The 19,879-nt window shown below is 53.1% G+C and carries 18 protein-coding genes; all 18 read left to right on the top strand.

Translation table 11 applies throughout. The features are described 5' to 3' along the window. Positions 1-328 precede the first annotated feature (328 nt). A complete protein-coding gene (locus tag F1381_RS11870) occupies positions 329-1,978 on the top strand; it encodes a ribonuclease J (RefSeq protein ID WP_425495267.1) in 1,650 nt (549 codons plus the stop codon). Positions 1,979-2,180: 202 nt separating this feature from the next. Further along, the gene (locus tag F1381_RS11865) at positions 2,181-2,963 is read left to right on the top strand and encodes a ClpP family protease (protein ID WP_425495266.1); all 783 of its coding nucleotides are present in this window, start codon (positions 2,181-2,183) and stop codon (positions 2,961-2,963) included. Continuing rightward, on the top strand, positions 2,960-3,178 hold the full coding sequence (locus tag F1381_RS11860; protein ID WP_151735072.1) for a YlzJ-like family protein: 219 nt from the start codon (positions 2,960-2,962) through the stop codon (positions 3,176-3,178). The genes F1381_RS11865 and F1381_RS11860 overlap by 4 nt, the downstream gene beginning before the upstream one ends. A gap of 129 nt (positions 3,179-3,307) precedes the next feature. Continuing rightward, positions 3,308-6,010, top strand: coding sequence for an FtsK/SpoIIIE family DNA translocase (locus tag F1381_RS11855; protein WP_151735071.1), 2,703 nt, complete (start codon positions 3,308-3,310; stop codon positions 6,008-6,010). Positions 6,011-6,181: 171 nt separating this feature from the next. Then, positions 6,182-7,042: a spore cortex-lytic enzyme gene (gene sleB / locus F1381_RS11850; protein ID WP_151735070.1), complete on the top strand. Its 861-nt coding sequence runs from the start codon at positions 6,182-6,184 to the stop codon at positions 7,040-7,042. Positions 7,043-7,175: 133 nt separating this feature from the next. After that, on the top strand, positions 7,176-8,456 hold the full coding sequence (gene yfmF, locus F1381_RS11845) for an EF-P 5-aminopentanol modification-associated protein YfmF (RefSeq protein ID WP_151735069.1): 1,281 nt from the start codon (positions 7,176-7,178) through the stop codon (positions 8,454-8,456). A gap of 2 nt (positions 8,457-8,458) precedes the next feature. Beyond that, the gene (gene yfmH / locus F1381_RS11840; protein WP_151735068.1) at positions 8,459-9,739 is read left to right on the top strand and encodes an EF-P 5-aminopentanol modification-associated protein YfmH; all 1,281 of its coding nucleotides are present in this window, start codon (positions 8,459-8,461) and stop codon (positions 9,737-9,739) included. Next, on the top strand, positions 9,739-10,506 hold the full coding sequence (gene ymfI / locus F1381_RS11835) for an elongation factor P 5-aminopentanone reductase (protein ID WP_151735067.1): 768 nt from the start codon (positions 9,739-9,741) through the stop codon (positions 10,504-10,506). Before yfmH ends, ymfI begins: the two co-directional genes overlap by 1 nt. Before the next feature lie 143 nt (positions 10,507-10,649). Further along, on the top strand, positions 10,650-10,910 hold the full coding sequence (locus tag F1381_RS11830) for a DUF3243 domain-containing protein (protein ID WP_151735066.1): 261 nt from the start codon (positions 10,650-10,652) through the stop codon (positions 10,908-10,910). Positions 10,911-11,088: 178 nt separating this feature from the next. Continuing rightward, positions 11,089-11,853, top strand: a complete 765-nt coding sequence (locus tag F1381_RS11825) for a DUF3388 domain-containing protein (RefSeq protein ID WP_151735065.1) — start codon at positions 11,089-11,091, stop codon at positions 11,851-11,853. A 39-nt stretch (positions 11,854-11,892) separates the two neighbouring features. Further along, complete coding sequence (locus F1381_RS11820) at positions 11,893-12,861, top strand: helix-turn-helix domain-containing protein (protein WP_151735064.1); 969 nt, start codon at positions 11,893-11,895, stop codon at positions 12,859-12,861. 80 nt (positions 12,862-12,941) lie between these two features. Further along, positions 12,942-13,103 (top strand): hypothetical protein, encoded by a 162-nt coding sequence (locus F1381_RS28245; protein ID WP_167347618.1) that lies wholly within the window; start codon positions 12,942-12,944, stop codon positions 13,101-13,103. Between the two features lie 132 nt (positions 13,104-13,235). After that, entirely contained in the window at positions 13,236-13,727 is a 492-nt protein-coding gene (locus F1381_RS11815) for a YajQ family cyclic di-GMP-binding protein (RefSeq protein ID WP_151735063.1), read from the top strand. Positions 13,728-13,877: 150 nt separating this feature from the next. Next, on the top strand, positions 13,878-14,459 hold the full coding sequence (pgsA, locus tag F1381_RS11810) for a CDP-diacylglycerol--glycerol-3-phosphate 3-phosphatidyltransferase (protein WP_151735062.1): 582 nt from the start codon (positions 13,878-13,880) through the stop codon (positions 14,457-14,459). A gap of 46 nt (positions 14,460-14,505) precedes the next feature. Further along, positions 14,506-15,795, top strand: a complete 1,290-nt coding sequence (locus F1381_RS11805; RefSeq protein WP_151735061.1) for a competence/damage-inducible protein A — start codon at positions 14,506-14,508, stop codon at positions 15,793-15,795. Between the two features lie 205 nt (positions 15,796-16,000). After that, a complete protein-coding gene (gene recA / locus F1381_RS11800) occupies positions 16,001-17,065 on the top strand; it encodes a recombinase RecA (RefSeq protein ID WP_151735060.1) in 1,065 nt (354 codons plus the stop codon). A gap of 109 nt (positions 17,066-17,174) precedes the next feature. After that, positions 17,175-17,909 carry a regulatory protein RecX gene (locus F1381_RS11795; RefSeq protein ID WP_151735059.1) on the top strand — a complete coding sequence of 245 codons (735 nt, stop codon included), beginning with the start codon at positions 17,175-17,177 and terminating at the stop codon, positions 17,907-17,909. Positions 17,910-18,216: 307 nt separating this feature from the next. Continuing rightward, positions 18,217-19,761, top strand: a complete 1,545-nt coding sequence (gene rny / locus F1381_RS11790) for a ribonuclease Y (protein WP_151735058.1) — start codon at positions 18,217-18,219, stop codon at positions 19,759-19,761. Positions 19,762-19,879: the final 118 nt, after the last annotated feature.

Genomic DNA, 19,879 nt, shown 5'->3' with positions numbered 1-19,879 from the left:
CATTGTAAACAGGATAGGTCCTAGTATAAGTCTGTCTACAGGCAAATGCTCATGCAGAGGACGCGGCAGTGATGTTTGACGGCGGATATCGTCTTCAAGAAGGAACTCACTACCCGGATTCGGGGGTTTTTGGCTACACTGGGATGTGTATATAAGTATAGGATCAGCGCAAATTTCCTGTTAACCGCGGAAGCTTTCGGCAATTTAGCAATGTGTTCAGCGCCGCTGAGATAATGAGCCAATGGTTTACAAAATAAACGTATGACGTCCAACATCATAGGAGGGTTAGATTCATTTGTCCAAAAAAAATAACAACAACGATAAACTAATGATCTTCGCACTGGGCGGAGTCGGTGAGATCGGGAAGAACATGTACGTTATTCAATACGGAAACGACATTGTGGTCGTGGATTCCGGGTTGAAGTTCCCAGAAGAGGATATGCTTGGTATTGATATCGTTATTCCTGATATCTCATATTTGACAGAGAATCGTGACAAGGTCAGAGGCATTCTGCTGACGCACGGACATGAGGACCACATCGGCGGATTGCCTTATGTACTGAAGAATTTGAATGTTCCTGTATACGGAACAAGACTGACGCTGGGCCTGGTGGAGAACAAGCTGAAGGAAGCTAATCTGCTCGGCGAAACGAAGCGGATTCTCATTCACGAGGATTCCGTGGTTGAGCTTGGCAGCACACTTAAGGCTACGTTCTTCAGAACGAACCACAGTATTCCCGATTCTGTCGGGGTTTGCATTGAGACACCGGAAGGCAGTGTAGTCCATACCGGCGACTTCAAATTTGACCACACCCCAGTCAATGATCAATACGCCAACCTGCACCGTATGGCCGAAATCGGGCAGAAGGGTGTTCTCGCCCTGCTGTCGGACAGCACGAATGCCGAGAAACCGGGCTTTACGCCTTCGGAGAAGAATGTCGGCATCGTCCTGGAGGATATTTTCCGCAAAGCAGATCAGCGTGTGGTTGTGGCAACCTTCGCTTCCAACGTACACCGCATTCAGCAGGTGGTGAATGCCGCCGAGTCTACCGGACGCAAGATTACCGTGATTGGCCGCAGCATGGTCAATGTGGTATCCATCGCCTCCGAGCTGGGTTATCTCCATGTACCGGACGGCATGCTGATTGAGCCGGAAGAGATGAACCGGATGGCCGGCAACCGTGTGGTTGTGCTCTGCACGGGCAGCCAGGGCGAACCGATGTCGGCACTGACCCGCATGGCGCGCTCAAGCCACCGCAAGGTGGATATCCTGCCGGGCGATACGGTCATTATTGCTGCCACGCCGGTTCCGGGCAACGAGAAGTATGTCGGCCGCACCATCGATGAGCTGTTCCGCCTCGGCGCCAATGTCATCTACAGCGGTTCGAATTCCGGCGTACACGTCTCCGGGCACGGCAGCCAGGAAGAACTGAAGCTGATGCTGAATCTGATGAAGCCGAAATTCTTCCTGCCGATTCACGGTGAATTCCGGATGCAGCGCAGGCATGCATTGCTGGCTGAATCCGTCGGCGTAGAGCCGGAGAATATCTTCATCACGGAGATCGGTGAAGTGATCGAGATTCAGGGCGGTGTGGCGCGCAGAGCCAGCAAGGTCACTTCCGGCAATGTGCTGATTGACGGCCTTGGTGTAGGCGATGTCGGCAATATCGTATTGCGCGACCGTAAGCTGCTGTCCCAGGACGGTATTCTGGTGGTCGTTGTAACCCTGAGCAAGCAGAACGGGGCTATTGTCTCCGGACCGGATATTATCTCGCGCGGATTTGTCTATGTGCGTGAGTCGGAAGGACTCCTCGACGAAGCGAACCGGATCGTCTCCAGCACATTGCAGCGTCTGATGAGCGAGAAGGTCAACGAATGGGCGTCGCTGAAGACAAGCGTCAAAGATTCGCTGGGCCGCTTCCTGTTCGAACAGACGCGCCGCAGACCGATGATTCTGCCGATTATTATGGAAGTTTAAACAGGGATCGCAATTCGTACATTGCGCTCATTTATAATCAAGGCCCCTCTCCCGGAAATATTGGACGGTTTCCGCGAAGAGGGGCTTTTTTGCCGTAAGCAGGCTTCCCGCTGAATAGATCTGCCCTTCTCATTGTCATACTAAGGATTCAGTAAGCGATGACTAGAACTTGAAGCGGAAAAGGAGAATGCGGGCCATGGAAATGATGAGTGGAATCAGCAAGGGTGGCGGTAATGAGGAGCTGAATCCCGGCGATATCAAGCCGGAAGGACATGAACAGATTCCGCCGGGGCCGGCCGGGATCGTAAAGGAGCTGGGGCAGACAGCGGTACCCAGCGGGGAGCCCGATGTTTTTTGCATGACGATCATTGGTCAGATTGAGGGCCATTTTGTGCTGCCGCCGCATAACAAGACGACCAAATACGAGCATATTATTCCGCAGCTGGTGGCGGCGGAGCAGAGTAAGAGCATTAAAGGGCTGCTGATTATTCTCAATACCGTAGGCGGGGATGTAGAGGCCGGATTGGCCATCGCCGAGATGATCGCTTCACTGTCCAAGCCTACGGTAACGGTAGTGATCGGCGGCGGCCATAGCATCGGTGTGCCGATTGCGGTGGCTTCCAGCTATTCCATCATTGCCGAAAGCGCGACGATGACCATTCACCCGATCCGGATGAACGGGCTGGTAATCGGGGTACCGCAGACGTTTGAATACATGGAGCGGATGCAGGAGCGGATGGTCCGGTTCGTCACCTCGCATTCCCGGATCACCGAGCAGCAATTTAAGGATCTGATGTTCAAGACCGGGGAGCTGAACCGGGATATTGGCACGGCTGTCGGCGGTTATGACGCCGTGAAGTACGGACTGATGGATGAAGTGGGCGGCATCGGTTTGGCACTCGCCCAACTGAACCGGATGATCGCTGCTCAGGCCGCAGCCCCTGTCGGCGCACCTGCCGTACCGCAAGGGGGGCTGACGCAATGACGATGTATACGGTGCTGCCGGTGGAGCAGATTCTGGCCGGTGCCATTCAGCCGGCGGCGGCATCATACCGCGAAGTGAATGTTCAAGGCATGCTCATGCAGGTGGAGCCGCTGGAAGGCGGTGATGCCCGGGTGGTCCGGCTGCTGCAGTGTCCCCTCGATAAATACCTGGACCCGGCCTTTGCCCCCGGTGCCATTATCCGCTATGACGGCTGAGATAGCCTGGCCGGAGACAGGTTGTCCCTGCCCAAGGGCTTCTTATACGCTGCCCAATATCCGACAAAAGAGAACATAGGTACGCCACGCCATTATATGGTATAATGTTGTTCCGGGGGTGGCTCTACTGTGGCGAAGCGCAGAAAGAAGAAGAAGAAGAAAGCCCTGTTGGGCAGCGTTCTGAAATATGAAATTTACGGAATTATACTGATTACCCTTTCCGTCATTGCCTTATCGGGGGAAGCGGCCGTGGGACGTACGCTCTCCAGCATGGCGGGTTATTTATTTGGGCGATTTTATTTTGTGCTGCCGCTTGTCGGCATAATATACGGGCTCATGGTAATGATTCACCGGAGGTGGCCCTCCAAATGGACAAGCCGCCAGTCCGGCGCACTGCTGCTGGTTCTGGCCCTATGCCTGATGAGCACCATTTCCGCTATGCAGCAGAAGCTGGGTCCGCTTGGCATGCTCCATCCGGGCAATGTGCTGGCGCAAATACATAACGACCTGTCGGGATCGCTGAAGCCGGGGCCGGACGATGGCGGAGCCTATATGCTGGGCAAGGACATCAGCGGCGGTTACATCGGTGCGCTCGAATATGCGGCGCTGCTGTGGCTGTTCGGCAATCTCGGGGCCAAGCTGCTGATGATTGTCATGCTGGCCATCAGCTTTATGCTGATTACCAATCTGTCTTATGTGGAGCTGTTTACCTGGATCAGAGTGCACGGTGTGAAGCTGCTGGACGATCTGCGGCAGAAGGCCGCCAACCGCCCGAAGGCGGTGCCGGTTGCCCCCCGTGCCGCCAAAGCGCGTAAACCAGCGGCTCCGTTGCCGGAACCGGACGATGATGACGATTACTTCGAGGATGAAGAAGAGCTGCCGTTGCCTAAGCGCAGCGGACCAGCCTTCCTGAAGACCATCGGCGGCTGGTTCAGCGGAGCAGGGCAGAATAAGGCTCCAGCCGGAACGGGGCCGAACTTGGATGAGGATGACGGCGATCCTACTGCCGCCGGTGATCCTATTGTATTTACCGGAGTACCACAGAAGCATGCGATTAACGAGGGAGCATCCGGGCATGGAGCCGTCTGGGATGACCGGGAGCCGGAGTTTACCGAAGACGATGATCTGGAGCCTGTTACACCGATCATCCGTGATTTCTTTGAGCATATCCGTTCCGAAGGTCTCTCGGAAGAAGACCGGGAGGAATGGGGCGGATTCTCGCCGGCGGCACGCGGCAGCGCGGCGAAGCCTGCGCCCGGAATGGAGATGGCTGTCCTGGATGCCGCAGATGCTATGGAAGATGAGGTCCTGCCGGATATGACGGCGGCTCACAGCGAGCTGCCTCCGGAGACGGATAACGGTGAGGCGGTCCTCCCGCCGGCACCGCTTCCGCCTCCGCCGAAGCCGTACAAGCTGCCGCCGTTCCGCCTGCTCTCGAAGCCTAACAACGGCGGCAAAGGCGGCGACCAGAACGATTATATGCAGACTGCCCGCAAGCTGGAGGCGACGCTGGAAAGCTTCGGCGTACGGGCGAAGGTGCTTGAAGTCGTCCGCGGACCGGCTGTGACACGCTATGAAATCCAGCCGGACATTGGCGTGAAGGTCAGCCGGATCGTCAATCTGACCGATGATATTGCGCTTGCGCTTGCCGCCAAGGATATCCGGATGGAAGCACCGATTCCCGGCAAATCGGCAATCGGGATTGAGGTCCCGAATCCCGAGGTATCTGTCGTTACCATGCGCGAAGTTATGGAAACACAGGTATTCCAGGAGGCCGAGGCGAAGCTGTCGATTGCTTTCGGCCGGGATATTTCCGGCCAGACCATTATCGGCAATCTGGCCAAGATGCCCCATCTGCTGGTGGCGGGCGCTACCGGCTCCGGGAAATCGGTTTGCATCAACGGCATTATCACCAGTATTCTTTATAAAGCGAAGCCTAATGAGGTTAAATTCCTGATGGTTGACCCGAAGATGGTCGAGCTGAACGTATATAACGGCATTCCGCATCTGCTGGCTCCGGTTGTTACCGATCCGAAACGTGCGAGCCTCGCGCTGAAGAAGATCGTTGTGGAGATGGAGAAACGGTATGAGCTGTTCTCCAAGTCAGGCACTCGCAATGTGGAGGGCTACAACCTGCTGATGAAAGACAACCCGTCAGCGGTATTACCTTACATTGTCGTCATTGTGGACGAGCTTGCCGACCTAATGATGGTAGCGGCGAACGATGTGGAGGATGCGATCTGCCGGCTGGCGCAAATGGCGCGGGCGGCAGGCATCCACCTGATTATCGCCACCCAGCGGCCGTCGGTCGATGTCATCACCGGACTGATCAAAGCAAACATTCCGTCGCGGATCGCCTTCGGCGTGTCCTCGAACGTCGATTCGCGCACCATCCTCGATTCGCCGGGTGCCGAGAAGCTGCTCGGCCGCGGCGATATGCTGTTCCTGCCGATGGGCGCCTCCAAGCCGGTTCGTGTGCAGGGCGCGTTCCTGAGCGACCAGGAGGTCGAAGCGGTCGTCGGATATGTCAGCAGCCAGGGTGAGGCTGTATACGATGAATCGATCGTCCCTGAAGTCGATGATGAAGCGGCAGCGGAGGATCAGGAGCCGCAGGATGAACTGTACGACCAGGCAGTGCAGATTGTACTGGAAGCGAAGCAGGCCTCGGTCTCGCTCCTGCAGCGGCGTATGCGCGTAGGCTATACCCGGGCTGCCCGGTTGATCGATGCGATGGAAGCACGCGGCGTGATCGGCCCTTACGAGGGCAGCAAGCCGCGCGAGGTGCTGATGTCGCTGGAGCAGTACCAGCATAATAACCGGATCAGTTCATAGCATATAGATCCTGTCTCGAAGCGCTCTTTCCTTTAAGGAAAGGGCGTTTTTGTGCATAACAGCCACTCTTTCTATATGTTCCGCCGCTGCAATGCATAGGAAGCCCTGCCAGTCGTCATAATAACTTTAGCCATTCATGCAGAACTAACACAGAAAGGTAGAGCGCACCCTATGACAAAACAGAAGCAATGGATTTTAGCGGCGATCACCCTAGCCTTGGCTACCGCTCCGTTCGCGGGCCAGCTCCTGGCGGAGAAGCCCGGCAGCTATGCGAGCGCTTATGCGGCGGCGCAGGAACCAAATCCGGCTGCTTTCGATGATGAGGCCCTTCCCGTATTCGGAACGACACCGCTTAAACTTGGTTCCTCCGGCCAGGATGTGTATGAGCTGCAGGGACGACTGAAGCATCTCGGCTATTACGGCGGCAAAATTGACAGCCAGTTCGGGCCGAAGACAAAAAATGCCGTAACGTGGTTCCAATGGAAATTCGGCATGAAGGTTGACGGTATTGTCGGAGGCAAAACGAAGCTGAAGCTGTACAATGCCACAAAAGCATGGAGACCGACGGAACCGCGCACAGATACGGCAGGCGCCAGTAACGGGGATAAACAGAATCAGAAGACCGAGAAAACCAATGGCGGCAACGCCGGTCTGTCCTCCGGCAACACGATGGGCTTGTCCGACAATGATTTGAAGATCATGGCGAACGCTGTTTACGGCGAAGCGCGGGGTGAACCGTTTGAAGGCCAGGTTGCCGTGGCGGCGGTTATTCTCAACCGGGTTAAATCGCCAAGCTTTCCAAACACGCCATCAGGCGTAATCTTTCAGCCCGGCGCCTTCACAGCGGTAGCGGACGGTCAGATTTATCTGGAGCCCAACGAGCAGGCGCGTAAAGCGGTGCAGCAGGCACTGAACGGCTGGGACCCTTCCGGCGGCTGCCTGTACTACTTCAATCCCAAGACGGCGACATCTAAATGGATATGGACCCGTCCCCAGGTGAAGACGATTGGCGAGCATATTTTCTGCATGTAGGTAACGATATTTCAAGTTCAAGCAACCGGACCAGGGTTCCGGTTGCTTCCTTACTTTGGAATGGTTTAGAATGGATAATACTTCATACACTTATTTGAGAAGCACCTATTCACGTCGTAAAGGAGTTTTGGACTTGACAAATAACGGATTTCAACATGGCAGCGCGGCGGGCATACGGATTCATGTTCTGCCGACCAAGGCGTTCAAGACGTTTGCCATTTCGCTGTATGCAGGTGTCCCGCTGGACGAGAATACGGTGACCGAGACGGCGACAATGCCTTTTGTACTCCGCAGGGGTACAGCCTCCTACCCGGAAACGATCCAGTTCCGTGAGCGGCTGGAGGAACTGTACGGGGCTGGCTTTGGTTTCGACATCTACAAACGGGGCGATTATCAGATTCTCCAATTTCGGATGGACACGATCAACGATTCTTTTGTACAGAGTAAAGACAGCCTGCTGGCGGAATCCTTTGCCTTTCTTGGCGAGGTGCTTACACGCCCGCTGGTGGAAGACGGCCACTTCCGCACTGCCTATGTCAACACTGAACGCGAGACGGTGCGCAAGAAGCTGGAAGCGATTGTGAACGATAAAATCCGCTATGCCGCCGAACGCTGCATTGAAGAGATGTGCGCCGGCGAGCCTTACCGGCTGCATCCGCTGGGACAACGGAAGGATCTTGACAAGATTACTCCGGAATCGTTGTACGGCACTTACCAGAAGTGGCTGGACAATGCGATCTTTGATCTGTATGTCGTCGGCGACACGACTCCCGAGGAAGTGGAGAAGCTGGTGGCTGCCCATTTCGGGCGGGGAAATGCCAGTACTGCAGAGTATGGTTCCCGCTTTACACCGGTGCAGGTGGGGGAGGTCCGGACAGTCGAGGAACGGCTTAATGTTAATCAAGGCAAGCTGAACATGGGGCTGCGCACTTCAATTACCTACAGTGACGACAAATATGCAGCGGCGCTGATGTACAACGGGATTCTGGGCGGATATCCGCATTCCAAGCTGTTCGTCAATGTACGGGAGAAAGCAAGTCTGGCGTATTATGCGTCGTCCCGCTATGATGGCCACAAAGGCATCGGCACGATCCAATCCGGGATTGAAACCCAAAATTACGATAAAGCCGTCGATATTATCCGCAAGCAGCTGGATGAGCTGAGAAACGGAAACATTACCGATCTGGAAATGAGCCAGACCAAAGCGATGATCCGTAACCTGCTGTCCGAGATTCAGGATTCCGCGTTCGAAATGATCTCCTTCGATTTCAACCGGCAGCTGTCCGGCAAGAACCGTACAACCGCGGAGCTGCTGAGCCAAGTGGACGGTACCGGGGTGTCCGATGTCAAGGCGGCGGCGGAGACCTTCCAGCTCGATACGATTTATTTCCTGACAGGGCAGAAGGAGGAATAGCGGTGGAAAGTAAAATCTACGAACGACTTCAAGAAACGCTGTATTATGAAAAAATGGATAACGGACTGCAGGTCTACGTGCTGCCTAAGCCGGCATTCAAGAAAGCCTATGCCACTTTTGCCACCAAATACGGCTCTGTGGATAATCACTTCCGCGTAGAGGGCGGGGAAGAAACCCAGGTGCCTGACGGAATCGCCCACTTTCTGGAGCATAAAATGTTCGAGGAGCCCGAAGGCGACATCTTTGCCACCTTTGCTTCCAATGGAGCCTCTGCCAATGCTTTTACCAGCTTTGACCAGACGGTATATCTCTTTTCGGCGACCGAGAACATTGAGACGAACCTGAGCACGCTGGTCGACTTTGTGCAGCGCCCTTATTTTACGGATGAGAATGTGGACAAAGAGAAGGGCATCATCGGCCAGGAGATCAACATGTATGCCGACAATCCCGATTGGCGGGTCTACTTCGGTCTGATCGAAGCGCTGTACTCCAAGCATCCGGTGCATATCGACATTGCCGGTACGGTGGAATCGATCAGCACGATTACCAAAGAGACGCTGTATTCTTGCTATAATGCGTTTTACCACCCGAGCAATATGCTGCTGTTCGTGGTCGGAGGCGTTGAGCCGGAGCGGGTGTTCTCGCTGATCCGGGATAATCAGAACGCCAAATCCTACGGCAAGCAGGGGCAGATTGAACGGATTTTTGAGCAGGAGCCGGCGGAAGTGGCTGAGAAGTGGAAGGAATGCAAGCTGGCTGTATCCATGCCAAAGTGCCTGTTCGGCTTCAAGGAGAAGACTTCCGGCCTGACCGGAACGGATGCCGTCCGCCGCGACCTGACGACCAAGCTGATGCTGGATTTGCTGTTCGGCAGCAGCACCGAGCTGTATCAGAAGCTTTATAATGAAGATCTGATTTCCGACAGCTTCAGCCATGAATTCAACAGCTCCCCGCAGTATGCCTTTTCCGCGGTCGGCGGAGACACGAAGGACCCGGGCAAACTGATTGCTCGGATCAAGGAAGAAGTCTCGGCTATTTTGGAGAGCGGCTTCACCGCCAAAGACTTCGAACGCGCCCGCAAAAAGAAAATCGGCGGTTATCTGCGTATGCTGAATTCGCCTGAAAATATCGCACATGAGTTTACCCGCTACCAGTTCCGCGGCGGAGATCTGTTTGAGGTGCTGCCCGTATACGAATCGCTTACCCTGGAAGATGTGAACGAGCGGCTGCGGGAGCATATTGACTGGGAGCAGATGTCTGTATCGCTTGTGGTGAGTCCGTAATGGCGCTTCCGGGAGAGAGCGGCAAACCCATTAAAGAAATGACAGTGCTTATCACCGGGGGCAGCGGGGGAATCGGGGGCGCAATCGCCGAGCGGTTTGCTTCTGTGGGAATGAATATTGTCATTCATTATATGAATTCGCATGAAGCGGCCAATGAAGTGGCACGACGCTGCATGGCGCTTGGGGCGAAGGTGCTGACAGTAGCGGCCGATGTCCGCGACCGCACCCAGCTTGAGCGCATGGCGGAACGTCTGGAGAGCAGCGGCATGCTGCCGGACATTCTGGTGAACAACGCCGGAAAAGCCCACTACGGGATGCTGGCCGACGTGACGGAGCAGGAATGGGATGATATCATGGCCGTCAATCTAAAGGGAACCTTTTTGTGCAGCCAGATTTTTATGCAGCATATGATTTCCCAGCGGTTCGGAAGGATTATCAATGTATCATCGGTCTGGGGGATTTCCGGAGCTTCCTGCGAGGTGGCCTATTCGGCCAGCAAGGGAGGCATCAACGCTTTTACCAAGGCGCTGGCCAAAGAGCTGGCGCCTTCGGCTGTGACAGTAAATGCCGTAGCGCCCGGGGCTGTCCATACCTCCATGCTTTCCAATCTGCAGGAAGATGAGATGCGCATGCTGGAGGAGGAGATTCCGGCCGGGCGGCTGGCGGCGCCTGAGGAGATATCATCGCTGGTTTATTTTCTGGCCTTGCCGGAGTCCGGGTACATCACGGGCCAGATCATCAGCCCGAACGGCGGCTGGATCACCTGACCTCCTAGCCGGCGGAGATTGGCGAAATGCTCCAGCATAAGAAGCTCCGTACGGACACATATTAATACTGTTGCTTTTAAATCTCACGCAAGCGGCGTCCCTTACACAAGGCAGGCGGCCGTAACCCTGAAGGAGGATTTAAGATGTCAACAGAATCCGTAGTGAAGAACTTTGATACCTGGAAAAGCTTTCTCGGCGATAAGGTCATTCAGGCCGAAAAGATGGGGATGAGCGACGAAACCATCTCCAAGCTGGCTTACGAAATCGGGGAGTTCCTCGATAAGAAAGTCGATCCCGGGAATTATTCCAACCGGGCGATCAAAGAGCTATGGGATGTCGGCACGGATGCAGAGAAGCATACCATTGCTTCCCTGATGGTCAAGCTGGCCAAGAAAAACGCATAGCACGCGGAAGAAGCTCCCGTCAGGGAGCTTTTCTGCAATTATTACAGGGGCGGCTTGCCTTTCAAAAGTATTTTATATATCATTAACATGACCCGTGTTTCAGAACACTTACGGAAGCCGGTTTTTTTGTTGTTTTAGGCGGAAAGTGTCGGGAAAAGGAATCTATGAGGTGCATGAAGTGGAATATAAACAATGGTATATGGAGTACAAGATACATAAGAACAGACCAGGTCTGCTCGGGGACATCGCGTCGATGCTCGGTATGCTGGAGGTCAATATTCTGACCATTAACGGCGTCGAAGGCAAGACCAGGGGAATGCTGCTGGAAACGAGCGACGACGAGAAGATTATGCTGATGGGCGAAATGCTCAAAAAGGTTGATAATATAACGGTGACTGCACTGCGGTCTCCGCGTCTGGTCGACAAGCTTGCCGTCCGCCATGGCCGCTACATTGACCGTGACTCTGACGACCGCAAGACATTCCGGTTCACCCGGGATGAGCTTGGTCTGTTGGTCGATTTCCTCGGCGAGCTGTTTAAGCGGGAGGGGAATCAGGTTATAGGACTACGTGGCATGCCCCGTGTCGGCAAGACCGAATCGATTATTGCAGGAAGCGTCTGTGCAATGAAGCGCTGGACCTTTGTGTCCTCGACGCTGCTGCGGCAGACGGTCCGCAGCCAGCTGGCCGAGGATGAGATGAATCCGCAGAACGTATTTATCATTGACGGGATCGTCAGTACAATCCGTTCAAACGAAAAGCATTACAATTTGCTGCAGCAAGTGATGAGCATGCCGAGTACGAAGGTAATTGAGCATCCGGACATTTTTGTGCGGGAATCCGAGTACAGCTATGACGATTTCGATATTATCATCGAACTGCGCAATACACCGAACGAAGAGATTCAGTATGAGTCGTTTACGGCTTATACGGATGATCTTTAAAGATACGCAGCATTATTACATTCCAGGAGGTGATGGTATATGTCGGAACTGGGCCAGCAGTTGAAAGAGGCGCGCCTGCAAAAGGGAATGAGCCTTGACGATGTCCAGGAAGTCACAAAAATTCGCAAAAAATATCTAGAAGCCATCGAAGCAGGCGACTATAAGGTGCTGCCGGGGAGCTTCTATGTCCGGGCATTTATCAAAACCTACGCGGAAGCTGTCGGCGTCAATCCGGACGAGCTGATGGAGGAGCACGGCAATGTTCCCGCAGCGCCCCCGGACACTACGATGGAAACCGTCATCCAGAAGCGCAGCCGCAGATCTGAGACGCAGCGTGACACCAAATGGCTGCCGACCGTGCTGATGTGGACCTTTCCGATACTGATCGTCGTCGTGATTTATATATACGCGTCGCACAATTGGGATAAATCAGATTCCGCGACCGTCGATTCCTCTAATGTCACCAATGCAACGCAGAATCCTTCCGAGGCGACGCCTTCGCCGACAGCGGTAGGCGGCGGAATTGTTCCTTCGGCAACGGCGGGAGCAGATAATACGGCACAGGCGACAGTGGCGCCGACAGCGGCACCGACGCCAAGTCCTTCGCCGACCACACAGCCGGTAACCGTTACGGAAGATGGCAAATCGGGCAAGACGACCAAATTCAAAGTAACTGCGCCGGAAGGCAGCGCCATCGAAGTGAAGATCGCTGCTACCGGAACGAGCTGGCTCGAGGTTTACCGCGGCGAGAACTCCAAGGGGGAGAAGCTCAGCTTCGGCAATACCGCCGATGGTGACAATATGACCTTTACGCTTGATGCGCAAGGAATGTACATCAAATCCGGCTATTCACCGGCTACCGTAATTACCGTCAACGGCCAGGAGATTACCGACGGCAAAACCTCTTCACGGCTGCTGCTGCAGCTTGATGACGGGTCATCGGCCGCTGGCGGAGATGAGGCGCAAAGCACGGATGAAGCAGACAACAACGGTGACGGCGGTGAATAACGGTCAGGTATAGTTTTCGGGTTATTGGAGAACCTAGGAGTGATTTACAGTTCTTACGCCAAAGAGAGGTGTATTCACTCATGACCGTCAGCTGGATCGTTACCGGACTTGGTATTATAGTCAGCCTGCTTGGCTATTACTTGACGCCGAGCGCGTGGGGCTATGGAATTCTTGGCTTCGGACTGGCGCATATCGTGCTGGGAATTCTGGATATGTTCCGGGCTCCCGCCCGCAGCAGATAGTACCGATGTACCGACGCCTCCCGAGGTCAGCCCCGGGAGGCGTGTTTTGCCTGTTCTTTTCCATTATTAGACTTGGCAGCGACTTTTTCATATAATAGGAACAGTATAATTGTAAACAAAGGACGTGGAACAATGGCTTCGGAAAGCTCGTTTGATATTGTATCGAAGATGGACATGCAGGAATTGACCAATGCCGTGAATCAGACGGAGAAGGAAATCGCCAACCGGTTTGACTTCAAGAACAGCAAGAGCAGTCTGAAACTGGAGAAGGACGCGCTGATTATCGCCTCTGAGGATGAATACAAGCTGAACGCTGTTATCGACATCCTGCAGTCCAAGATGGTTAAGCGCGGGATTACGCTCAAGAATCTGGATTTTGGCAAGATCGAACCGGCCGCTTCGGGAACCGTCCGCCAGCGTCTCGGCCTCAAACAGGGGATCGATCAGGATAATGCCAAGAAGATCAACATCCTGATCCGCGATTCGAAGCTGAAGGTCAAGAGCCAGATCCAGGGAGACCAGATCCGCGTGACCGGAAAGAGCAGAGATGATCTGCAGCAAATCATTCAGCTGCTGCGGAATGCCGATTTGCCGCTTGATCTGCAGTTTAATAACTTCAAGTAATTCCATGTACCCCGCGGTGCTGATAACTGCCTTAGCGGGGTGCTTTGTGTTTGTTTTTGACACCTACATAGGGCTATAATATACTAGCTTAAGCAGTTTCGCAGAAATATGTGGAATTTTGGATTCGTAAGGACCAGGGGAGGAACTTCAGTGAATTTGCCCAACCGCATTACACTCGCGCGTATTTGTCTTATCCCGATCATGATGATTTTCCTGCTGGCGGACTTCAGCTTTCTTCCTGAACCGATCCATTGGGGCTCCTTTGAGCTTTCTGTTAATCACCTGATCGCTGCTCTGATCTTCCTGCTCGCAGCCAGCACGGACGGCATCGATGGTTACATTGCGCGCAAATACAACATGGTTACCAATCTCGGCAAGCTGCTGGACCCGCTGGCGGACAAGCTGCTTGTCTCCGCTGTGCTGATCTCGCTGGTGGAGATGGGGAAATGCGACTCCTGGATCGCAGTGGTCATTATCAGCCGGGAGTTTGCTGTAACCGGGCTACGTCAGGTTGCACTTCTTGACGGCAAAGTAATGGCTGCGGGCAAATGGGGCAAAATCAAGACCGTTGTGCAGATTGTCGCAATTTCTCTTTTGCTGCTCAACAATTTCCCGTTCCAATTTATAAGCATCCCAGTTGATGATATTGCCATTTGGGCGGCTGCGTTGATTACGATTTATTCGGGTATTGATTATTTTGTGAAGAACAAAGAGATCTTAAAAGTCTCATAGAGCTGAGTGCGTACTTCACATTATAAGCAGAGGGAGGAAGCCGGCTATGAAAGCGGAAATTATCGCGGTAGGTACAGAACTTTTATTGGGGCAAATTGTAAACAGCAACGGGCAGTTTTTATCGGTGGAGCTGGCTGCGCTGGGAGTAGACGTCTATTTTCAAACCGTAGTCGGTGACAACAGCGCCCGGATTCAGCAGGCGATCGGGATCGCCAAGAGCCGCGCGGACATCATTCTGTTCACCGGTGGCATCGGTCCGACCGAGGATGATCTGACCAAAGATGCACTCGCGGCATCGCTGGGCCGTTCGATGCATATTGATCAGCTGGCGATGGACCATGTGCAGCGTTTCTTCGATGAACGCAAGATCACAATGACGGAGAACAACCGCAAGCAGGCGCTCGTTATCGACGGAGGCACTCCGCTTGCCAATGAGATCGGCTTGGCCGTAGGCCTGGCGCTGGCCCATGAGGATAAATATTACATTGTATTGCCGGGGCCGCCCCGGGAGATGAAGCCCATGTTTACAGACAAGGTTAAGCCGTGGCTACTGCAGCATGCGCTGACGGATGAAATGCCGATTTACTCCAAAATGCTGAAGTTCGCCGGAATCGGCGAGTCGCTGCTTGAGGATAAGCTGATTGATCTGATTCGCAACCAGACAGACCCGACGATCGCTCCTTACGCCAAGGAGGGCGAGGTCACGGTGCGCATCTCGACCAAAGCGCCTTCGGAGCATGACGCCATGGTGAAGCTGGACGCTTTGGAGAAGCAAATCCAGGAGCTGCTTCCTGAGCATCTGTATTCCAACATCGATGAACCTTTGGAGCAGCTGATTGTAGATTGGATGGCTGATGCTGGACTGACGATGAGTGCGGCGGAGAGCTGCACCGGAGGGCTCCTGATGGAGAGCATCACTAATATTCCCGGCAGCGCCTCCATGTTTGCCGGAGGAATTGTCTGCTACTCCAATGATATTAAGAAGAAGCTTCTCAATGTACCCGCCTCCTATCTGGAAGGGCCTGATGCCGTTGGCGCAGTCAGTCCTGAAGTGGCCGAGGTTCTGGCGGAGCAGGTACGGATGATTGCCGACAGCGATTTTGGCCTGTCCGTAACCGGCGTGGCCGGTCCCGGGTATTCGGAACGCAAGCCGGTCGGACTGGTGTATGTCGGTCTGGCGGAACGGGGCCGCAAGACCGAAGTTTACGAGCTGAACCTTAAAGGGACCCGTGAGAACATCAGGCTGCGGACAGTCAAGGCGCTGCTTTACCGTCTCTGGCGCAGGCTGGAAGCGCGTAAGGTAGAGACACCGCTTGAAGGCTCGGGATTGCAATAAGAGTATCATTTGGGATATAATAGGGTATACGGAAGAACCGTGGCAATGAAATTAATTTGCTGCGGTTTTTTGTTTGTTATCCAGGCATACACTTGTTTAAGCAGCTCCGGAGGCAAAAAAACGAATGTATGTTCGAAAAAAAGCTTGGCAAGACCCAAAAAACAGGGTATTATATTACTATAAACAAGTGAAGGAAGTGGTCTGATTGTCAGATCGTCGTGCAGCGCTGGATATGGCGCTTCGTCAAATAGAAAAGCAATTTGGTAAAGGCTCAATCATGAAGCTGGGCGAATCCAACCACATGAAGGTGGAAGTAGTACCCAGCGGAGCTTTAGCACTTGATATTGCCTTGGGAATCGGCGGATTTCCTAAAGGCCGCATTATTGAAGTATACGGACCGGAATCTTCCGGTAAGACAACGGTTGCACTGCATGCTATCGCCGAAGTGCAGAAGGTTGGCGGACAAGCTGCTTTTATCGATGCGGAGCATGCGCTTGATCCTAAATATGCCAGCGCGCTTGGCGTAAATATCGATGAACTCCTGCTTTCGCAGCCGGATACCGGCGAGCAGGCGCTGGAAATTGCCGAGGCGCTGGTGCGCAGCGGCGCGGTCGACATCATCGTTGTGGACTCTGTAGCGGCACTGGTACCGAAGGCGGAAATTGAAGGTGATATGGGGGATTCCCATGTCGGCTTGCAGGCCCGTCTGATGTCGCAGGCTCTGCGTAAGCTATCGGGTGCGATCAATAAATCCAATACGATTGCCATCTTCATCAATCAGCTTCGCGAGAAGATCGGTGTAATGTTCGGTAACCCGGAAACAACGCCGGGCGGACGCGCTCTGAAATTCTATTCCTCTGTGCGGCTGGATGTACGCCGTGTAGAGAGTATTAAGATGGGTAATGATGTGGTAGGTAACCGTACCAGAATTAAGGTAGTTAAGAACAAGGTAGCACCTCCGTTCAAGCAGGCGGATGTAGATATTATGTATGGTGAAGGCATTTCCAAGGAAGGCAGCCTTGTCGATATCGGTACAGAAATGGATATCATCAACAAGAGCGGCGCCTGGTATTCCTATGAAGGCGAACGTCTCGGCCAGGGCCGTGAGAACTCCAAGCAGTTCCTGAAGGAGCATCCGGAGATTGCACTTGTGATCGAGAACAAGATCCGTGAAGCGAGCAGCCTGTCGACGATAGTAGCAGCCCCAACCGAGGCAGAGATTGCCGCAGAGGAAGAGGAAGAACAAAATCTGCTGCTGGAAATTGAATAATACGATAGGCAATAGCGCGCCCTGTGAAGAATATTTACAGGGCGCTTTTTATTAGAAATATTACAGTAAGGTACCCGAACAAACATCAAGCTAGAGGTGAAATGCAGAAATGGTAATTCAGCTGAATCCGGAGCCGGAAGAACAGAAAGAATCGGTGCTTGCCGATTTTCCGAGTAATGAACAGCTGATCATTACTCGTGTGGAGCGGCAGAAGAAAGCAGACCACCGGTACATCATCCATTTTGGGCAATATAATATGACGGTTCATGAGGATGTCATGATTAAATACCGGATGATTACAGGCAGCTCTTTTATGAAAGAGGAACTGCAGGAAGTCATTGTCGCCGACGAGCGTCAGCGGGCTTACGTGGAGGCTTTGCGTTATCTGGGGCTTAAACCGCGGACTGCGGAGGAGATTGCCCGCCGTTTACGGCAGAAGGAAATCGGAGAGACTATTATAGCCGAGGTTCTGCAGCGGCTGGAGCAGGAACGTTTGGTGGATGACAGTTTATATGCCAGACAATGGGCGGAACAGCGGCTAATGAACCAGAAGAAGGGCAAGCTGTGGATTCGTCAGGAACTGCGCGATAAAGGGGTCGATAAGTCATTGATCTCAGAGGCACTGGAGAATATAACGCCGGAGCAGGAGCTGGAGAGCGCGCTTCAGACGGGGCGGAAGAAATGGAACGCGCTCCGCGGTGAAGCGAGAGAGAAGTATAACAAGACCGGAGCGTTCTTGATGCGCCGCGGTTATCCGGGTGAACTGGTGCGGCGTGTGCTGAATCAATTGATACAGGAAGAGAACGCAGAAAGCGATGAAGAAGAGTTCTACTTTTCGGACTGATTGTCTTGACTTTCACAGAGGTTTCGACTCTCTTGACAATGTCATTTTATAAATAATAAAATATAACATGAATCGGCATGGATAAGAAGTCCTTTTTCCTTCCCAAAAAGCTGACTTTACTTTCCGGTTCACGTACAACTCATATGATATGTAATCGCCGTGAATGGCGGGCAATGTGCATGTGCAGCATGTGCAGTATGGCAATCGGTGGGTTACCGGTTTTTTGTATGGTGATGAACGGATAGTTTAACAACTGCACAAGTACCAAGGATTGTTCCTTGGAGGAACCAACGAGGAGGTGAACTAGATGGTATCATGGATCTGGGTCATATTAATCGTTCTCGTTGTAGCTGCAATTTTCTTTGGATTCGGTTATTTTATTCGTAAATCCCTTGCAGAAGCTAAAATTTCCAGCGCTGAGAAGGAAGCTGTCGTCATCGTGGAGAACGCGAAGAAGGAAGCGGAGGCGCTGAAGAAGGAAACGGTACTCGAGGCTAAGGACGAGGTCCACAGAATTCGTACTGAAGCTGAAAAAGAAACTCGTGAACGTCGGAACGAAATCCAACGTCAAGAGAGACGTTTACTGCAAAAGGAAGAAACGCTGGATAAAAAAATGGAATCGCTTGAGCGAAAAGAAGAACAAGTAGCTAACAAAGAGAAACGAATTGATGAGACCCAACAGCAAATTGATGTTATTTACAAGAATCAGGTCACAGAATTGGAGCGTATCTCCAATTTGAGTATCGACGATGCCAGAGAGATCATTCTCAGCAACGTAGAACAAGAAGTGCGTCATGAAACCGCGCAGATGATCAAGGACATTGAGCAGCAGGCCAAGGAAGAAGCGGACAAGAAAGCACGCGAAATTATTACCCTGGCGATTCAGCGCTGTGCAGCCGATCATGTGGCGGAGACCACGGTATCTGTAGTAACGTTGCCGAATGAAGAGATGAAGGGACGGATTATCGGCCGTGAAGGACGGAATATCCGTGCGCTGGAAACTCTTACTGGTATTGATCTCATTATTGATGATACGCCGGAAGCCGTGATTTTGTCGGGATTTGATCCGATCCGCCGTGAGGTGGCGCGGACTGCACTGGAGAAACTCGTGGCCGATGGACGTATCCATCCGGCACGGATCGAGGAAATGGTGGAGAAATCCCGCAAGGAAGTCGATGAACGGATCCGTGAATACGGTGAGCAGGCAACCTTTGAGGTTGGCGTTCATGGCTTGCATCCGGACCTCATTAAAATTCTTGGCCGCTTGAAATTCCGTACGAGCTACGGTCAAAATGTACTTAAACACTCGATGGAAGTTGCGTATCTGAGTGGACTTATGGCCAGTGAGCTTGGGGAAGACATTGTGCTAGCAAAACGTGCCGGGTTGCTTCATGATATCGGCAAGGCGCTTGACCACGAAGTGGAAGGTTCACATGTGGAAATTGGCGTCGAATTGGCGAAGAAATACAAAGAGCATCCGGTGGTTATCAACAGTATTGCATCACACCACGGCGATTGCGAGGCTACTTCGGTAATCGCGATGCTGGTGGGTGCAGCCGATGCATTGTCGGCCGCACGGCCGGGTGCACGGCGTGAGACGCTGGAGACGTACATCAAACGTCTGGAGAAGCTGGAAGAGATTTCGGAAAGCTTCGAAGGCGTCGAGAAGTCTTATGCAATCCAGGCGGGCCGTGAGGTTCGCGTGATGGTGCAGCCTGAGAAGATCGACGATGCAGAAGCCTTCCGCCTGGCCCGCGATATTACGAAGACGATTGAAAGTGAACTGGATTATCCGGGTCATATCAAAGTTACCGTTATCCGCGAGACACGGGCAGTCGAATATGCCAAATAAGATTGCGAAATCCGCTGTACCGTTTTTACGGAAGACGGTACACGATTTTGCAGCAGAAGAAATGGTCCCCTTAAGGGACCTTTTTTCTTTCATTTATTGACAAGCACCCAAGTAACAG

The sequence above is a fragment of the Paenibacillus tengchongensis genome (assembly GCF_008973665.1).
GTDB lineage: Bacteria > Bacillota > Bacilli > Paenibacillales > Paenibacillaceae > Paenibacillus_AQ > Paenibacillus_AQ tengchongensis.
Note: the sequence above shows the minus strand (reverse complement) of the source record. Positions and strands in the feature narration are given on the sequence as shown.